Consider the following 16928-nt stretch of genomic DNA (forward strand, 5'->3'; position numbering starts at 1 on the left):
AAGTGGGATCAGGCGTGGGCAGCCGGGGAGCTGGTCGCTCGCGCGGCTGCGGTGCGGGTGTGCCTGATGACCTTCATGGAATCGACGGTAACAGCCGGGCTCCGAGCCGTCGCCGGGATTTTCCGGGCCCGAGCCTTGAACAGCGTGCGTGGCCTGAGCAGCCTCCGTGGCCGCGGACAGCCTCCGCTATGGTGGCCGTGGGCCGTGACTGGCGCTGAGGTGGAGTACCACCGGGGAGCGGCCTCGCAGAGTCGATGCCGTGCGCCTGGGCGAACCGGACACCCAGCCCAGGAGTGGATCATGACCCAGGCCAGACTCATGGACGGCACCGCGCTCGCCCGGCGCATCGTCGAGGAGACCGCCAAGCGGGCGGCCGACATCACCGAACGCACCGGCACCGCGCCCTGCCTCGCGACCGTACTGGTCGGCGAGGATCCCGCGTCCGTCACCTACGTCCGGATGAAGCGGAACCGGTGCCGCACGGCCGGTATCACCTCACGCCATGTGCCGCTGCCCGCCGACACCACCACCGAGCAACTCGTCGGCACCCTGCGCGAGTTGTCGGCCGATCCCGGTGTGCACGGCATCCTGCTCCAGCACCCGATGGGCCCGCACATCGACGAGCGGGCCGCGTTCGAGGCGATCGCGCCGGAGAAGGACGTCGACGGTGTCACCTTCGCCTCCTTCGCCACGATGAGCTTCGGGCTGCCGGGGTTCGTGTCCTGCACGCCCGGCGGGATCATGCGGCTGCTCGACGAGTACGGTGTCGATCCGGCGGGCCGTCGTGCCGTGGTCGTCGGCCGCAGCGCGATCCTCGGCAAGCCGGCCGGCATGCTGCTGCTCGCGCGCGACGCGACGGTGACGTACTGCCACTCCCGTACGACGGACCTGTCGGCGGCCGTCCGCGAGGCGGACATCGTCGTCGCGGCGGTGGGGCGCCCGCGGCTGATCCGGGGGCAGGACGTCAAGCCCGGCGCCGTGGTGATCGACGCCGGGTACAGCCCCGGCAACGTCGGCGACGTCGACTTCGACTCCGCCGTCAAGCGGGCCTCGCTGATCACGCCGGTGCCGGGCGGCGTCGGTCCGATGACGATCGCCACGCTGCTGGAGCAGACCGTGGACGCCGCCGCCCGGCAGCTCGGGGTGTGATCAGCGCATCCAGGCGCTGTACGACATCACGTCGCCGGCCTTGACGCCGTACTCGGACTCAGCCTTGGTGAAGGTCGTCTCCAGGCCGAGGACGGCGCCGTCGGAGGGGTCCATGATCAGCATGTGGCGGGCGCCGGACGTCTCGTAGACGTACGCCTGCCCGCTCCTCCCCAGCCGGTCCCTGACCTGCCCGACGGGGCGCAGCCCGTCGGCGTCCGCCAGGAGTTCGGCGAGCACAGCGGACTCACGGGCGCCGAGAGTCCAGTGGTCCAGCAGGATCTTCGTGGCATCCAGCAGTTCGGACGTGCTCAGCGGCTCGCTGTGGTCCGACAGGAAGGCACGCACCGCCTCTTCCAGATAGGCGCTCAGCTCTACGGCGTCGTGCGGGGGCGGCGACTTGGGCGGGGCGTCGCTCCAACTCGGCGGGTACGTCCGCCTGCTGAGGACGTGGCCGTCGTCGACGACCCGCGGCTCGCCGCCCCCCTCGACGAGGACGGGCCGGCCCGGATGGCGCGGGTCGGTCGCCACGACGATCTCCGTGTGGCTGTCGTCGGCGTTCCAGCGGACGATGCGCTCCTCGGGGAGGGTGATCGGCGGCTTGTCCTCGGACATGCCCATGCTCCACGACTGCACGTGCGTGCCCTTGCGGAGCCCGGGCGCACCGTCCCGCGCGTCGGCTCTCGCGCGTTCGGCCAGGGTCTTCAGGGACACGGGGGTGGAGTCGGCCCGCACGACCAGCGGGCGGGGGGCGGCGATGGCGGGCGCGGTGGTCTGGCCCGTGAACAGCAACGCCGACACGAGCGCGGCGACCACGCCGGTGGCGGCGAGGCCCCACAGCAGCCGGGGCCCACGGCGGGCGTCGGAAGGGCGCTCGTGCAGCAGCCGGTCGAGGTGCCGTTCGGCGTTGTGGTCGAGCGGCCCGTCGCCGAAGTGAGGGCCGTCGGACGGCACCGGGTTGGCGCCGCGCAGGAGGTCGAGTTCGTCAGCCATGGCCGTGTTCCTTTGCCGGGGTCGTGGGACTCATGCGGTCGATCTCGGCTCTCAGCCGGCGCCGCGCCCGGTGCAGCCGCATCGACGCGGCCCGGCGGCCACAGCCGAGCACGACGGCGACCTCGTCGACACCGAGCTCCTCCCACGCCGTCAGCCGCAGCACCTCCTGGTCGGCCGGGGAGAGGCGGGCGAGCGCGTCGTGCACCCAGGCACCGGGTGACTCGGCGCCGGGGCCGGCCTCGATGTGCCGGCCGTGCGCCGTGTCGTCGTTCCCGAGCCGGTCGACCAGTCGCCGACTGCGCCCGTAGCCGCGTACCGCGTTCGCCAGACAGTTGCGTGCCACGCCGTACAGCCAGGGCAGCGGGGCGGCCGGGAGGTCGTCCCGGCGCCGCCAGGCGACGGTGAACACCTCCGCCACCACTTCCTCGACCTCACTCGTACGCCCGTCCAGTCGCCGCGCGACATAGCGGCTGACCGCCCAGTAGTGCTCGCGATAGGCAGCGGCGAAGATCTCGTCGTTGCTCATGTCCCGTTCGTGTCCGGCACCCGCCGGATCGTCACACCCGCTTCCGTGATTCTTGTCGCGTCCTCAGAGTGTGACCTCCGGTCGAACGCCGGACACAGGCGGGGCGTGAAGACGATCAGAAACGCCAAGAAGGTCAGGGCCGTCCAGTGGCTGACCACCACCGACCACAAGACGATCGGAACGCTGTACCTCGTCACGTCGTTCGCGTTCTTCGTGATCGGCGGCGTGATGGCGCTGCTCATGCGCGCCGAGCTCGCCCGTCCTGGTCTGCAGATCATGTCGAACGAGCAGTTCAACCAGGCGTTCACGATGCACGGCACGATCATGCTGCTGATGTTCGCGACGCCGCTGTTCGCCGGCTTCGCGAACTGGATCATGCCGCTGCAGATCGGCGCGCCGGACGTGGCCTTCCCCCGGCTGAACATGTTCGCCTACTGGCTGTACCTGTTCGGCTCGCTCATCGCGGTCGGCGGCTTCCTCACCCCGCAGGGCGCGGCCGACTTCGGCTGGTTCGCCTACGCCCCGCTGTCCGACGCGGTCCGCAGTCCCGGTGTGGGCGCGGACATGTGGATCATGGGCCTGGCCTTCTCCGGCTTCGGCACCATCCTCGGCTCGGTCAACTTCATCACCACGATCATCTGCATGCGCGCCCCCGGGATGACCATGTTCCGCATGCCGATCTTCACCTGGAACGTGCTGCTGACCGGTGTGCTGGTCCTGCTCGCCTTCCCGGTGCTGGCCGCCGCGCTGTTCGCGCTGGAGGCGGACCGCAAGTTCGGCGCCCACATCTTCGACTCGGCCAACGGCGGAGCGTTGCTGTGGCAACACCTCTTCTGGTTCTTCGGCCATCCAGAGGTGTACATCATCGCCCTGCCGTTCTTCGGCATCATCTCCGAGGTCATCCCGGTCTTCTCCCGCAAGCCGATGTTCGGCTACATGGGTCTGATCGCGGCGACCATCGCGATCGCGGGTCTGTCCGTGACCGTGTGGGCGCACCACATGTACGTCACAGGCGGCGTACTCCTGCCGTTCTTCGCCTTCATGACGTTCCTCATCGCCGTACCGACAGGCGTGAAGTTCTTCAACTGGATCGGCACCATGTGGAACGGCTCGCTGAGTTTCGAGACTCCCATGCTCTGGGCCTTCGGATTCCTGATCACCTTCGTCTTCGGCGGCCTGACCGGCGTCATGCTCGCCTCACCGCCCCTGGACTTCCCGACGTCGGACACCTATTTCGTCGTGGCTCATTTCCACTACGTCATCTTCGGCACCGTCGTCTTCGCGATGTTCGCCGGATTCCACTTCTGGTGGCCGAAGTTCACCGGCAGGATGCTCGACGAGCGCCTCGGCAAGATGACCTTCTGGACGCTGTTCATCGGTTTCCACGGCACGTTCCTCGTCCAGCACTGGCTGGGCGTGAACGGAATGCAGCGCCGGATTCCCGACTATCTGGCGGTGGAGGGGCTGACGCCCCTCAATTCGCTGTCGACGGTGTTCTCGTTCGTGCTCGGGCTGTCCCTCCTGCCGTTCTTCTACAACATCTGGAAGACCGCGAAGTACGGCAAGAAAGTCGAGGCCGACGACCCCTGGGGCTACGGCCGCTCCCTGGAATGGGCGACCTCCTGCCCGCCGCCGCGGCACAACTTCGTCGCCCTGCCGCGGATCCGATCAGAGTCCCCGGCGTTCGATCTGCATCACGCCCCCGCGCCGGAGAGGGAGTTGACCTCACTGTGAGCATCACGGAGAAGTTCCTCAACGACATCGAGGGGCATCTGCTGCTCGCCGCGACCCGCGAGGAAGGCCGTACGGCCGCCGCGCGATTCAGCGCGCCGCTGGACTGGCTGACCGACGCTCAGCGCGGCGAGGTGGAGCGGCGGTTCGAGGCGGAATACCTCGCACTCGCCCGCGCCTCCTGGCAGCACACGGCGGTGCGTGCCGGGAGACTGCGGGACGAGTACGAGGCGACCTACCGTGGCCTGCGGCGCCGTCTGCTGGCCGGCTGGCTGCTGACCTGCGCCCTGGCTTTCGGTTGCCTTGTCGTGGGCGTCGTGCCTCGCCTGGGCCTGGGCTAGCTCACCGTCCACTTCTGGTTGTTCTGGCCGTTGCAGGCCCAGAGCACCAGCTTCGAGCCGTTGGCCGTGGCCGCGCCGTAGGCGTCGAGGCAGAGCCCGGCGTTGACGTTGGTGAGGGTGCCGTCGCTGTTGAGGTTCCACTTCTGGTTGTTCTGGCCGTTGCAGTCCCAGATGACGACCCGGGTGCCGTTGGTGGTGCCCTGGTTGTAGGCGTCGAGGCACTTGTTTCCGTACACCACCAGTTCCTTGCGGGAGCTGTGGTACTGCCACACCTGGTTCTGGCCGCCGCCGCAGTCCCACAGCTGGGCGTCGGTGCCGTTGGCGATGGTGTTGTCGTTGATGTCCACGCAGCGGCCGGACCCGGTCCCCATGATCAGCGTGCCGTTCTTGCCGGGCAGCGGCCGCACGACGATGCCTTCGAGCGTCGGGGCGCCGGAGAAGGAGATCGTGTTGGTGCTGCCCTTGAAGAGGGAGACGTTGACGGAGATGTTGCCCGGGCTCGAGCCGGTCGGCGGGAAGGAGACCTTGGTGGAGGTCTGGCCGTTGACCGTGAGGGTGGCGGTCCGGGCGGTGGAGGTGTTGTTGGTGTAGGAGACCTCGACCGTCTTCAGACCGGCGCTGCCCGCCACCACTCCGGAGAAGCTCGACGTGCCGTTGTACGTGCTCGCGGACTGCTCGGTGCCGCCGGTGACGGTGAGCATCACGGAACCGCCTGCCGGGACGCTGGTGGTGTGACTCGTGCCGGTCGTGGCGACGTTCTGGCGGGCCCACAGGTCACGGACGGTCGCGGAGGCGTTGGTCAGGCCGAGGTCGGACCAGCGGACGGTCATGTTCTGCGTGGTCGAGGTGCGGTTGAGGAGGACGACGGCACGGTTGCCGCTGCCGGAGAGGACCTTGCCGTAGACCTGGAGGCCGGAGGTGTCCTCGGCGACCTTGACGCCCTGCAGGCCGCGTGGGTCCTGGTCGACGGCGATGACCTCGGGGTTGGTCAGGATGCTCGTCGTCTCGGTGGTGAGGGTGGTGAGGTCGAGGCCGGCGAGGAGCGGGGCGCCGGAGATCGCCCACAGGCTCATGTGGCTGCGGCTCTGGGCGGCGGTCAGGCCGTTCATCCCGACGACCATCATGTCGGGGTCGTTGTAATAGCCGGTGTGCTGGGCCGTGGGGTGGATGTTGCGGTCGAAGGCGGTGAGGACGTTGCCGTACGACGGTGTGCCGCCGTGGAAGAAGATGTCCGTGTTCGTCCGCCACATCGGTCCCATGCCCGGCGCCCAGTTCCAGGGGTTGGAGTAGCCCCAGTTGCACAGGGAGAGGGCGAGCGGGCGGCCGGTCGTTGCGGTCGCGGCGGACACCGCGTTACTGATCGCCTGGTAGGTCGTCTTCGGGTCGAGGCCCTCGGCGTCACCGCCGCACCAGTCGACCTTCACGAAGTCGAAGCCCCACCGCGAGAACTGGAGCATGTCCTGCTCGTAGTGGCCCTCGCTGCCCGAACCGGGCGCGGCCGGGCGGCCGGTCGGGAAGTAGTAGCCGCAGCCGTCCTTGCCGGCGTCGGTGTAGATGCCGGCCTTGAGACCCTTGCTGTGGATGTAGTCGGCGATGGCCTTCATGCCGCCGGGCCACTCCGCCTCGTCGACGGTGATGTTGCCGCCGCTGTCACGGGTGCCCTGCCACCAGCCCTCGTCGATGTTGATGTAGTCGTAGCCGGCCTCGGGCAGACCCGCGGCCACGAACGCGTCGACCTGCCGCTTGATGACGTTGTAGTCGACCTTCGCGGCGAACGCGTTCCAGGACGCCCAGCCCATCGGGGCCGTGGGCACGGCTATCTGACGGGACGTCGTCGCCGCCTGGGCCGGTGCGGGCCCCGCGAACAGCAGGGCCGCGGTCGCGGCGAGCACCAGGACGAGGGCGCGTACGGCCGCGGATCTGAGGCGGCGTACGGGATTCATGCGGGGCGGGGGGTACATGCGGCTCCTAAGTGCGGGAGAAACACTCAGCTCGTCCGATATTTCGAACTCAATTCGGCACATCGAACATGTCGCGCCGAAATTAGAGCCACGCGTGGGTGAAGTCAACGGCCGGGACAGACCTGAAGTCGCCTTTTCCCACGTCCCGTTGGCGCACAGGACCGCCCGCACCGCCATACTGGCCGAGTGCGCGTAGCGATCATGACGGCGGGCTCCCGGGGCGATGTGGCCCCCTACACCGGCCTCGGGCACGCCCTGTCCCGGGACGGACACGAGGTCACCCTGGTCACCCACGGCCGCTTCGAACGGCTCGTGGCGGGATCGGGCGTACGCTTCCATCCGCTGCCGGTGGATCCACGGGCGGAGCTGGAGTCCCCACGCGGGCGGAGCCTGCACACGAGCGCGACCGGCGTGGGCAAGCTCGTGCGCGTGGTCGCGCTGGCGCGCGCCCTGGCCGGGCAGATGACCGACGCCATGCTGACGGCCGCGCGGTCCAGTGACGTCCTGCTCCTGGCAGCCTCCACCGCACCACTGGGACAGGCCATCGCCGAGGGCCTTTCGCTGCCGAGCATCGACCTCCCGCTGCAACCGCTGGCCCCCACCCGGGAGTTCGGGCCCCCGATACTCGGCGGCCGCTCCTGGGGAGGCCCTGGCAACCGCATCGCCGGACACGGCGTGAACCTGGCCATCGAGCGCGTCTTCTCGGCGGCCGTACCGGACGTGCGGGCGAGGCTCGGGCTGTCTCGCCGCGGAGCTCCCGGCACCCGAACGGGCCGCGTGCTGCACGGTTTCAGCCCCCTGGTGGTCCCCCGGCCGCGCGACTGGCACCAGGACCTGGAAGTGACGGGTTACTGGTGGCCGTACGACGGTGCGGCTCAACTCCCTTCCGAACTGCGGGACTTCCTGGACGCGGGCCCGCCGCCGGTCTATGTGGGCCTGGGCAGCGCGACCGTGCCCGATGCGGCGGGGCTGAGCGCCGAGGTCGCGGGCGCGCTGCGGCGGGCCGGGCTGCGCGGGGTGATCCAGCGAGGGTGGGGCGGGCTGGAGGCCACCGGCGACGACGTCCTGACCATCGACGACGTACCGCACTCCGCGCTGTTCCCGCGGATGGCCGCCGTGGTCCACCACTGCGGTGCGGGCACGACAGCGGCGGGACTGCGCGCCGGGGTGCCGGCCGTCCCCGTGCCGGTCCAGTTCGACGAGGGCTTCTGGGCAGGCCGCCTGGTCGCGCTGGGCGTGGCGCCCCGGGCCGTACCGTTGCGGAGGTTCACGGCCGAGGCGCTCACGGCGGCCGTACGGCAGGCGACCGGCGATCCGTCCTACGCCCGTCGCGCCCGGGCTCTGGCCGAGGGGCTGCGGGACGAGGACGGGGTGGCTCCCGTACTCGATGCGGTGAACCGGCTCGGCTGAACCATCGTTCAGCTTCATTCAGCGTGCGTTCAGCGGGGGCATCGCATCCTGGAACCGCAGGTCGGACCGCACGGCAGAGCGGGCACGGCACCGCGCGGCACAGGGAGTGGACATGAAGCGCAAGGGCAAGTGGATCGTCGCAGGCGTGATCTCGGCCGCGCTCATAGGCGGCGGAACCGGGCTCGCCGTGGCCACCGCCAGTGGGGACGACGACTCCACCGAGAAGCCGATCACGGGGGTCGCACTGGAGAAGGCGAGCGCCGCCGCGCTGGCGCACATGGGTGGCGGCAAGGTCACGGACACCGAGGTCGGCGACGAGGACGGGTACTACGAGGTCGAGGTCACCCTCAGCGGCAAGCAGAGCGACGTCCACCTCGACAAGGACTTCAAGGTCATCAGCACCGAGGCGGACAGCGAGAACGAGAAGAACGACAAGGACTGACCCTCGAGGGCACCGCAGGCAACGACCCGCTCAGGCCCCGGCGACCCGCGGATCCGCCGGCTGGAGGATGCCGAGGAGCAGACGGACGAGCTCGTCGACGACCTCGTCGAGGGTCGCGTCCACCCACCCCGCGCTCCAGTCGTGCAGCAGACCGTTGACGCTGCCGATGAACGCGGTCACGGCGAGGCGGTAGTCGCGAGGTGCCGCCTCCCCGCGGGCGACGGCGGCCGCCACCTCGGCGCAGACCAGGTCGATCCACTGGGCGCGGCGGGCGAGGCGCTGCTCCTCCAGGCGCGGGCTGACGCCGACGATCTCGACGAAGGTGATGCGGATGCGGCGTGGGTCGGCGGTGACGTTCGCGGCGTACGCGCGGAAGATCGCGGTGGCGCGTTCGGCGAGCGGCCGGTCGACCACGTCGGCGGCCACCGCCAGCACGGCCTCCTCCGACCACCCGTTGACCTGGAGGTGGAGGGCGGCCAGGACGTCCTCCAGGCTGCGGAACTCCTCGTAGAACTGACGGGTCGACAGGCCCGCGGCCTCGCTCAGCGCCGCGACGGTCGTGCCCCGGTAGCCGGGGCTGTCGCCGAACAACTGGAGCGCCGCGTCCAGGAAGCGGCGCCGTCGCTCGGCCTGTCGCTCCTCGGCCGACTTGCCGCCGTAGCGGCCGGTGGGCGCCTTGAGCCTGCCCGCCACACTGTCCTCCCGCCACCTCACCGACCCGACGGCCAATTTTGTCGTGTCCGCGGTCTTGTGGAGAAGGGCACCCCTTCCTTACTTTTCAGTAAGTTGATTCTGAAACCGCTTGTGTTCAGATCCGCAGCAGCTCTGCTCTTGGCATGCCCCACTCATGAAACCCACCCGAGAGGAAGGGAGCAGTCATGCCTGCCATCAGACCCAGGCACCTGTGCTCCGTAGCCGCCGCCCTCGCCCTGACCGTCACCGCCCCCGCGACCGTCGCCACCGCCGCCGACTCCTCCGCCGCCCTGCGTGAGGTGATGTTCGTCGGCAACAACTGGGACGGCACCGCCGATGTCATCAAGTCCTCCGGTGACTTCGCGAAGATCGGTCGCATCAATGTCGTCCCCGACAAGGACGAGCGGATGGCGGAGATCAACGCCGATCCGATCAAGTGGATCTACTTCATGGCGATCCGCAACAGCGTCGGCGAGGGTCACGACCAGTTCGTCGACGACATGTACTCCACTCCCGACGGCACGTCGATGGTCGTCTCCCGGCCGAGCTTCGCCGATGTCGTGTCCATCGACCTGGCCACCGGTGACATCAACTGGCGCTTCCCCGTGTCCGGTTACCGCGCCGACCACATGGCGGTCTCCCCCGACGGCAAACGGGTCGCGGTGTCGGCCTCGACCTCGAACACCGTGCATGTGCTGGACATCGACACGGGCAGGGAGCTGGGCAAGTTCGCGACCGGCGACAAGCCGCACGAGAACATCTTCACGCAGGACGGCAAGTACATCTACAACATGGCGATCGGCGACGTGAACACGCAGACCGACGCCCCCTGGCTGGACTGGACGAAGGGCGACCGGCGTATCACGGTCGTCGACGCGACGACGTACCAGCAGGTCAAGGTCATCGACATGCGTCCGCGCCTCGACGCGATCGGTCTGACGGACTTCTCCGACGCGGTACGGCCCGCCGTGTTCTCGCCGGACGAGTCGAAGCTGTACTTCCAGGTGTCGTTCTTCAACGGCTTCTTCGAGTACGACCTGGCCACGGACAAGATCACCCGCACCAAGACCCTGCCGAAGAACCCCGCGACCAGCGACGACCGCACCACCTTCGTCAACGACTCGCGCCACCACGGCATTTCGATGAGCCCGGACGGCAGCAAGCTGTGCGTCGCGGGCACGATGGACGACTACGCAACCGTCGTCAACCGCACCACCCTCCAGGAGGGCCCGCTCGTCACCGCCTCCAAGCCCTACTGGGCCACCGTCAGCGGTGACGGCAAGTCCTGCGTGGTCTCCGAGAGCGGCACCGACCAGGTCACCGCCATCGACTTCGCCACGGGGCGCAAGACGGTGTCCGTCCCGGTCGGCGATCATCCGCAGCGGGTCCGGCTGGCCCATGTGCCGGCCGACTGGACCGGCCCCTCGGTGAGCTGATCAGCTCAGCGCCTTGAGCACCGCACCCACCCCGTCCTCGGTCGCCATGTGCCGCGCGGCGACCGAGGCGGCACGGGCGTACGTCTGCTGCCGTACGGCCCGACCGAGCGCGTCGGCGAGCCGCTCGACGGTGAGGGCGGCGAACGGGATCGGCGCGGTGGCCGCGCCGATCGACGCCAGCCGTCCCGCCCAGAACGGCTGGTCCGCCGTCACCGGCACCGGGATCGCGGGCACCCCGGCACGCAGGGCCGCCGCCGCGGTGCCCGCCCCGGCGTGATGGACCGCCGCGGCCACCCTCGGGAACAGCAGCGCGTGCGGTACGTCGCCGATGCTCAGGACGTCGTCTCCGCCGTCGGACCCGAGTCCGGCGCTGCCCGCCTGCACGATGCCGCGCACCCCGGCGCGGCGCAGCGCACGGACCGCGATCTCGCTCAGCCGCTCACCGTGCCCGGCCGCCATGCTGCCGAAGCCGATGAACACCGGGCGCGCCCCGGCCGCGAGGAAGTCCTCGACCTCGGCGGGCAGCCGACGGTCCGGCGCGACGTACGGCCACCAGGTGCCGACGACGTCGAGACCCTCGCGCCAGTCCGACGGACGCGGCACCAGCGCCGTACTGAAGCCGTGCAGCACGGGCCGGTTCGCCCGCTCCTGCCGACGGCGTGTCTCGGCAGGGGTCCGCGGTGGCAGGTCCAGGCGGCGGCGCAGTTCGGTGACGGCCTCGGTGTAGACGCGGTCGACCATGCGCAGCGCGATGCGCCCCGCGGTGCGGTTGCCGAGGCGGCCGAGGGAGCGGGTGCCCATGACGTTGGGCGGGAAGTCGCCGGTCGGGGCGGTGGGTTGGAGGTACGCGTCGACGGTCGGGATGCCCATGGCCTCGGCCACGTGCCGGCCGAGCGGTGCGGTGGTGACCGACAGCAGGAGCAGGTTGGTGCCCGGGTCCACCACGTCGGCGAATCCCCGGCCGAGTTCGGTGACGTACGCGGCCGCGGTGCGCATCAGTTCACGTCTGCCCTCGACTCCGCCGTGGGCCTGCGGGCGGGTGGGCAGCCCTCTGAACTCCAGGCCGGCCTCCCGTACAAGGGGCGCGAAAGCGTCGGTCGTGGCCAGGGTGACATCATGCCCGGCCGCGCGCAGGCCCGCCCCCAGGCCCGTGTACGGAGCCACGTCACCCCGCGATCCGGCGGCGGCGATCAGGATCCTCATCTGTCCTCCTCGGGGTCCGCCCGGCGGGCCGCGTTCGCGTGGACGGCCTTGCACAGGTGGGCGGCGAGGCCCGGCCGTTGCTGCGACGGCGGTACGACGAGCGCGAAGGCGCGCGGATCGGCGGCGAAGTCGTCCGCGATGCGCCGGTGCATGTCGGGCGGACAGGTGGTGAACCAGCGGGCGATGTGCAGGCGGTGCTCCTCGGCGAGATCCATGGCCCGCTCGCCGTCGGCGGGCTCCCCCTCGTCGAAGGAAGCGAGCAGTTCCACGCGCCAGGCGGCGGCCTCACGCATCAGCTGCCGCCAGTCCTCCTTGGTATGGGCGGCTGCGCGAGCCATCGACTCCCGATGTCCCGCCGAGTCCTGCCACTTGAGCTGGGCCTCGGTGGCGTAGCTGAGGTCGAAGCTGATCTCGCCGAACACCTCGAAGCGTTCCTCCGGGGTCAGCTCCACGCCCGTCTGCCGGACCTCGATGGCCTGCTCGGCGACCTCGGCCAGGCGCTGCAGCCGGCCGATCTCCTCGCTCAACTGCCGCAGCCGGGCCCGGAGATGCTCCAGGGCATTCGCCTGCGGGTCCTGGAGGATCTCGGCGATCTCGTCGAGGGGGAAGCCGAGTTCGCGGTAGAAGAGGATCTGCTGGAGCCTGGCCAGATCGGCGTCGCTGTACAGCCGGTAACCGGCGCCGCTGCGACCACTGGGCGAAAGAAGTCCCGCCCGGTCGTAGTGGTGCAGCGTGCGCACGGTCACCCCGGCGAAGGCCGAGACCTGCCCCACGGAGTAGCTCATTCACCTGCCCTTTCGTCGAGGTACAGCGTGCGGCCTGACGTAAGGGGAGGGTCAAACGGCGGTTCTATCCGACGGTTCGCGCGGCCCATGCGGAGAGTTCGGATCGTGCGGCGTTCAGCAGAGCGGTCGAAGGTGCGCTCGCCCCGTTCGTCACCAGCGCGTAGTGCAGTACGCCGGAGTCCGCGTCGGTGAGCAACAGGCGGCGGCTGCCCGTACCGCCCGGTTCCGCGGCGACACCGACCGGGGTCGTCGAGGTGTACGACGGCGGCGCGTACGCCGTGCCCAGGTCGGAGACCACGGTCGTGGACCCGGTCGGGAAGGACGCCGGAAGGTGCAGCTCGGTGGGCGCCGTGCCGCTGTTCGAGCGCCACACCAGCAACCCGTACTGGCCCGATCCCACGAGCTGCGCCACGTTCGGCAGTGAGCTCGGCACCGGGTTCCAGGTCAGGGTCGTGTTGCCGTCACGTGAGCGGTCCTCGTAGGTGAAGGCGACGGTCGTCCCGGACGTGGCGCTCGGGTAGATCCGGTCGAGCATCCGGGCGTCCTGGCGCAGCACCGCTGTGCCCGAGTCGTCGAGGCGTACGGCGGACAGGTCCTCGCCGTTCCAGGCGTCGCCGTCGGTCTGCACCTTGTCCGGGTTGTCGTTCATCAGCTCCTGGTGGCGGCCGTTGTAGATGTCCCACTGCCACTGGGAGCCGGAGAGGACGGGGCCGGAGCCCGCCGGGTTCGACCACCAGTTCGCGCCCTTCACCCGGGAGTCGAGGGCCTGGTACATCGCCTTGTAGACCGTCGGCGCCTTGTCGGAGACGGATCCGGTGAGCGGGTGCCCGAACTCGCTGATGATCGCGGTCGTCCCGGTGGCGGAGGCGCGGTCGCGGACGGTCCCGAAGTCGCCCACGTACTGCCCGTCCTCGGCCTTGCCCCACATGAAGACGCCGGAGATGGCCTTCTGGTCGTAGAAGTGGGTGTTGAAGACGTAGCGCGGGCCGAGGGTGCCGGCGTCGAGCAGTCCGCCCTCCTCCTTCTGGAAGTCAATGTTGGCGTTCCAGAAGAGGGTGGGCTCGACGAAGGCCGGCTTGGCCTGCCAGCCCGCCGCGTCCATGCGGGCGCGGAACTTGACGTAGAAGGGCCACAGCACGTCCTTCTCCCACGTCCGGCTGGTCTGGCCGGTGTCGTAGGTGCCGGCGTGCGGCTCGTTCCACGGGTCGAACCCGACGACGCCCGTGAACTGGGCGGCGGTGAGGTTCTGTTTCACATACGCCATCGCCTTCTGGGCGGTGTCGAGGAAGGCGTCCTGGAGGCCGTACTCGTTGTGCCAGAAGTCGTACGTCGACTGCTTCACGGCCTCGTTCGAGGTGATGTTCTGGCCCCAGAACGGGCAGATCCCGCAGTATTCGTCGGGATAGTCACCGAGGTCGACCGCCCACTTGGGGGCGCCGTCGCCGGTGTACCAGCTGTCCGCGTCGAACAGCCAGCGGGAGTAGAGGTCCTGGTGGAAGTCGGGGTACACGCGGATCCCGGCGTCCAGGAACGCGCGCATCTGGTCGGTGGCCTTCGCTAGGTAGGCGGTGTCGACCTGGCCGCGCACGGGCTCCGCGTAGGCCCAGGAGAGCAGGAAGCGCACCGAGTTGCCGCCGCCCAGCGCGCGCAGCGCGGTCGCGGACTTCTTCGCGTCGGCGGTCGACGCGAAGGGCAGACCGTTGTTCTCCTTCAGTTTCGTCTCGCCGGAGACGTTGTAGCCGCGCAGCACGACCTCACGGCCGTTGCCGTCGACGAAGCGGCCGTTCTGCACGGTGAGGGGGGTTTCGTCGAACCAGAGGGAGCCGGGAAGGGTGGCGGCGGTGGCGGGAGTGGGGCCCGCCACCGTCAGGGATCCGAAGAGGACGACCAGGACAACCAGCAGTCGCGACCGTATGTTCGGCATGTCCACTACAGTCCGGTGATTTCAGGACACAGTCAACACCCCTGACTCTGGAGTAAGTTCAGTCTCGGCCACCACCCGGGTCTCATCCCTCGCTGGACAGACCGAGTTCCTCACGAGCCTCCCCGACCCACCGCAGGAGACTTCTCAGCTCCCGACCCTGCGCGTCAGGTTCAGCAGGTACTCCTTTCGGTTCAGCGGGTTGAGGTCGGTGCGCCGACGTCCCGGGAGCGTGCCGCGTGGGGCGGGTGCGTAGTGGTCGAAGGCGCTCTCCAGCTCGCCCTCGCCGCGCGTGAGCCCCGGTAGGTGCTGCTCCAGTTCGTGCACGTGGGCCGCGGGCACCGAGCCCTCCAGCGAGCAGGTCTCGCCCCGCGTCTGCGTGCTCTGCGGCACCGCGCGCAGCCTGGTCAGTACCGGCAGCAGGGCGGCCAGGGTGTCGGTCGGGGCCTCGAGGCGGAAGCGGTGCATCGGCTCGTGGACCTGGGTGCCGGCCCGGCGCAGCGCCTCGACCAGGACCAGCGGGGTCAGACCGCGGAAGTCCTGGCCGGTGCTGGACATGCTCTTGTCGAAGCCCTGGTGGGCGTGGCTCTGCCGGGGCGAGTAGCCGGAATGGGTCATGGTGACCGTGCAGTCGGGGATCTGCCAGCCGTGCAGGCCCTGGCCGAGGGTCTCGCGGACGGTGTCCTCGACCGCCTTGAAGAAGGCGTACGGCATGGAGCCCAGCTCCACCTCCAGGCGGAACTCCACTCCGGATCCGACCGGCGCCGGGTCGACACGCAGGCCGACCGTGGCGAGGAACGGGTTCGCGTCCTTCTTGTTGAACTCGACCGCCGCGCCCGGGCCGACCGGCCGCTCGACGCACAGCGGCGTCGTCTCGCGGAAGGTGACGTCGAGGCCGAAGTCGTCGGCGAGCGTGGCCTGGATGACCTCCTTCTGCACCTCGCCGTAGAGGGAGACGAACGTCTCCTGCCGTACCTCGTCGTGGCGCAGGTCGATGAGCGGGTCCTGTTCGGCCAGGCGGGTGAGGGCACGGTGCAGGGCCCGCCGATCCGTGCCGCCCGCCGGGTCGACCACCGTTTCGAGGGTGGGCGGCGCGAAGTGGTGCCCGTAGGCCTTGCGGGGCTCGCCGATCGCGTCGCCGATCCTGATGTCGGCCAGGCCCCACAGCTTGGCGATGCGGCCCGCCGCCACCTGGTCGTTCGTCACGTCCGTGCCCTGGTCGAAGACGCTGATCGCGGTGATCCGGCCCTCCGCACGGGAGTCACCGAGGGCGCCCGTGTCGCCGGTTTCTCCCGCGGCGCCGAAGCGGATGCGGTCACGGGTGCGCAGCGTGCCGGAGAACATCCGCGCGTAGGCGACCTTCTCCCCCGCCGCTCCCCGCTCGACCTTGAAGACGGTGCCCGAGACCGGGCCCTCGGCGACGCCGTCCGCGGCGGGGAGCAGTTCCCTGATCCCGCCGACCAGCTCCGCCACTCCGGCGCCCGTGACGGCGGACCCGAAGTACACCGGGTGGACCAGCGCCTGCCGGGTCTGGTCGGCGAGGGCGGCGCGGAGGCGGTCGTACGAGAGCGTCTCCTCGACGTACGCCGTCAGCAGTTCGTCGTCGTGGTCGGCCAGGACGTCGAGTGCCGAAGGGGCGAGGCCCGGGACGAACCGGGCGTCGCGCGTGCCCAGGCCGTGGGCCGTGCCCATCGGCACCCCGGCCGACGTCAGCCGTTCCGAGACGGCCCGCAGGACGGCGTCGTACCGCGCGCCGCGTCGGTCGATCTTGTTGACGAAGACGAGGGTCGGGATGCGCAGCCGTTGCAGCGTGCGCATCAGCACCCGGGTCTGCGGCTGGACGCCCTCGACGGCCGAGACGACCAGCACGGCGCCGTCCAGGACGCCGAGCACCCGCTCCACCTCGGCGATGAAGTCCGGGTGGCCCGGGGTGTCGATGAGGTTGACCGTCACGTCGTCGAGCGTGAAGGAGACGACGGCGGACTTGATGGTGATGCCGCGCTGCCGCTCCAGCGCGAGGGAATCGGTCTGCGTGTTCCCGGCGTCGACGCTGCCGATCTCGTCGATCACGCCCGCGGTGTGCAGCAGGCGTTCGGTCAGGCTGGTCTTACCGGCGTCGACATGGGCGAGGATCCCGAGGTTGAGCAAGTGCACGAAGCGTCATGTCCTTCGATGAGGGGGTCATTCCTTCCGGGGTGGACATGAACGCAGTGCGCATTGCTGCTCCTTCTTGGGTGACGATCTCGAGTGACGACGGACCCGTGCAGTGCAGCAGGACCGGGCCCGCACAAGCAATGGATTAACGCTCAACGAACCCCGTCGCGGCCCTTGCCGCAGCAC

Annotated in this window: 14 protein-coding genes and 1 riboswitch; of the genes, 6 read left to right on the forward strand and 8 right to left on the reverse strand. The window is 69.8% G+C overall.

Annotation, left to right across the window (positions count from 1 at the left end; translation table 11 throughout):
• Positions 1–194: 194 nt before the first annotated feature.
• Positions 195–278, forward strand: a riboswitch (ZMP/ZTP riboswitch).
• A 22-nt stretch (positions 279–300) separates the two neighbouring features.
• Positions 301–1149, forward strand: coding sequence for a bifunctional 5,10-methylenetetrahydrofolate dehydrogenase/5,10-methenyltetrahydrofolate cyclohydrolase (locus ABD932_RS35510; protein ID WP_345019331.1), 849 nt, complete (start codon positions 301–303; stop codon positions 1147–1149).
• Here the strand turns inward: ABD932_RS35510 and ABD932_RS35515 are convergent, their stop codons facing one another.
• Positions 1150–2139, reverse strand: coding sequence for a CU044_5270 family protein (locus tag ABD932_RS35515; protein WP_345019332.1), 990 nt, complete (start codon positions 2137–2139; stop codon positions 1150–1152). It lies immediately after the preceding gene.
• Positions 2132–2665: an RNA polymerase sigma factor gene (locus ABD932_RS35520; RefSeq protein WP_345019334.1), complete on the reverse strand. Its 534-nt coding sequence runs from the start codon at positions 2663–2665 to the stop codon at positions 2132–2134. The genes ABD932_RS35515 and ABD932_RS35520 overlap by 8 nt, the downstream gene beginning before the upstream one ends.
• A gap of 105 nt (positions 2666–2770) precedes the next feature.
• Between ABD932_RS35520 and ctaD the strand changes: the two genes are divergently transcribed.
• Positions 2771–4399: an aa3-type cytochrome oxidase subunit I gene (gene ctaD / locus ABD932_RS35525; protein ID WP_345019335.1), complete on the forward strand. Its 1629-nt coding sequence runs from the start codon at positions 2771–2773 to the stop codon at positions 4397–4399.
• Complete coding sequence (locus tag ABD932_RS35530) at positions 4396–4737, forward strand: hypothetical protein (RefSeq protein WP_345019336.1); 342 nt, start codon at positions 4396–4398, stop codon at positions 4735–4737. Before ctaD ends, ABD932_RS35530 begins: the two co-directional genes overlap by 4 nt.
• Here ABD932_RS35530 and ABD932_RS35535 read toward each other — a convergent pair.
• Positions 4734–6698, reverse strand: a complete 1965-nt coding sequence (locus ABD932_RS35535; protein ID WP_345019338.1) for an RICIN domain-containing protein — start codon at positions 6696–6698, stop codon at positions 4734–4736. The genes ABD932_RS35530 and ABD932_RS35535 overlap by 4 nt on opposite strands.
• 201 nt (positions 6699–6899) lie before the next feature.
• Between ABD932_RS35535 and ABD932_RS35540 the strand changes: the two genes are divergently transcribed.
• Both ABD932_RS35540 and ABD932_RS35545 read left to right on the forward strand, forming a co-directional pair.
• Positions 6900–8108 (forward strand): glycosyltransferase, encoded by a 1209-nt coding sequence (locus tag ABD932_RS35540; protein WP_345019826.1) that lies wholly within the window; start codon positions 6900–6902, stop codon positions 8106–8108.
• A 112-nt stretch (positions 8109–8220) separates the two neighbouring features.
• A complete protein-coding gene (locus ABD932_RS35545; protein WP_345019339.1) occupies positions 8221–8550 on the forward strand; it encodes a PepSY domain-containing protein in 330 nt (109 codons plus the stop codon).
• Positions 8551–8580: 30 nt separating this feature from the next.
• On the opposite strand, the gene ABD932_RS35550 is transcribed toward ABD932_RS35545, so the two are convergent.
• Positions 8581–9243 carry a TetR/AcrR family transcriptional regulator gene (locus tag ABD932_RS35550; protein WP_345019341.1) on the reverse strand — a complete coding sequence of 221 codons (663 nt, stop codon included), beginning with the start codon at positions 9241–9243 and terminating at the stop codon, positions 8581–8583.
• A 185-nt stretch (positions 9244–9428) separates the two neighbouring features.
• Between ABD932_RS35550 and ABD932_RS35555 the strand changes: the two genes are divergently transcribed.
• The gene (locus ABD932_RS35555) at positions 9429–10679 is read left to right on the forward strand and encodes a YncE family protein (protein WP_345019343.1); all 1251 of its coding nucleotides are present in this window, start codon (positions 9429–9431) and stop codon (positions 10677–10679) included.
• On the opposite strand, the gene ABD932_RS35560 is transcribed toward ABD932_RS35555, so the two are convergent.
• The 4 genes from ABD932_RS35560 to ABD932_RS35575 all read right to left on the reverse strand — a co-directional run bounded on the left by ABD932_RS35560 (position 10680) and on the right by ABD932_RS35575 (position 16742).
• Entirely contained in the window at positions 10680–11882 is a 1203-nt protein-coding gene (locus tag ABD932_RS35560) for a glycosyltransferase (protein ID WP_345019345.1), read from the reverse strand.
• The gene (locus ABD932_RS35565) at positions 11879–12667 is read right to left on the reverse strand and encodes a MerR family transcriptional regulator (protein ID WP_345019347.1); all 789 of its coding nucleotides are present in this window, start codon (positions 12665–12667) and stop codon (positions 11879–11881) included. The genes ABD932_RS35560 and ABD932_RS35565 overlap by 4 nt, the downstream gene beginning before the upstream one ends.
• Before the next feature lie 64 nt (positions 12668–12731).
• A complete protein-coding gene (locus tag ABD932_RS35570; RefSeq protein WP_345019349.1) occupies positions 12732–14591 on the reverse strand; it encodes a cellulase family glycosylhydrolase in 1860 nt (619 codons plus the stop codon).
• Positions 14592–14735: 144 nt separating this feature from the next.
• The gene (locus ABD932_RS35575) at positions 14736–16742 is read right to left on the reverse strand and encodes a GTP-binding protein (protein ID WP_345019351.1); all 2007 of its coding nucleotides are present in this window, start codon (positions 16740–16742) and stop codon (positions 14736–14738) included.
• Positions 16743–16928 lie beyond the last annotated feature (186 nt).

This window comes from Streptomyces shaanxiensis, from assembly GCF_039537145.1.
Taxonomy (GTDB): Bacteria; Actinomycetota; Actinomycetes; order Streptomycetales; family Streptomycetaceae; genus Streptomyces; species Streptomyces shaanxiensis.

Coding starts and splice junctions, on each gene's coding strand:
- ABD932_RS35510 (WP_345019331.1), top strand. CDS start 301: ATGACCCAGGCCAGACTCATGGACGGCACCGCGCTCGCCCGGCGCATC.
- ABD932_RS35515 (WP_345019332.1), bottom strand. CDS start 2,139: ATGGCTGACGAACTCGACCTCCTGCGCGGCGCCAACCCGGTGCCGTCC.
- ABD932_RS35520 (WP_345019334.1), bottom strand. CDS start 2,665: ATGAGCAACGACGAGATCTTCGCCGCTGCCTATCGCGAGCACTACTGG.
- ABD932_RS35535 (WP_345019338.1), bottom strand. CDS start 6,698: ATGTACCCCCCGCCCCGCATGAATCCCGTACGCCGCCTCAGATCCGCG.
- ABD932_RS35540 (WP_345019826.1), top strand. CDS start 6,900: ATGACGGCGGGCTCCCGGGGCGATGTGGCCCCCTACACCGGCCTCGGG.
- ABD932_RS35545 (WP_345019339.1), top strand. CDS start 8,221: ATGAAGCGCAAGGGCAAGTGGATCGTCGCAGGCGTGATCTCGGCCGCG.
- ABD932_RS35555 (WP_345019343.1), top strand. CDS start 9,429: ATGCCTGCCATCAGACCCAGGCACCTGTGCTCCGTAGCCGCCGCCCTC.
- ABD932_RS35560 (WP_345019345.1), bottom strand. CDS start 11,882: ATGAGGATCCTGATCGCCGCCGCCGGATCGCGGGGTGACGTGGCTCCG.
- ABD932_RS35565 (WP_345019347.1), bottom strand. CDS start 12,667: ATGAGCTACTCCGTGGGGCAGGTCTCGGCCTTCGCCGGGGTGACCGTG.
- ABD932_RS35570 (WP_345019349.1), bottom strand. CDS start 14,591: ATGCCGAACATACGGTCGCGACTGCTGGTTGTCCTGGTCGTCCTCTTC.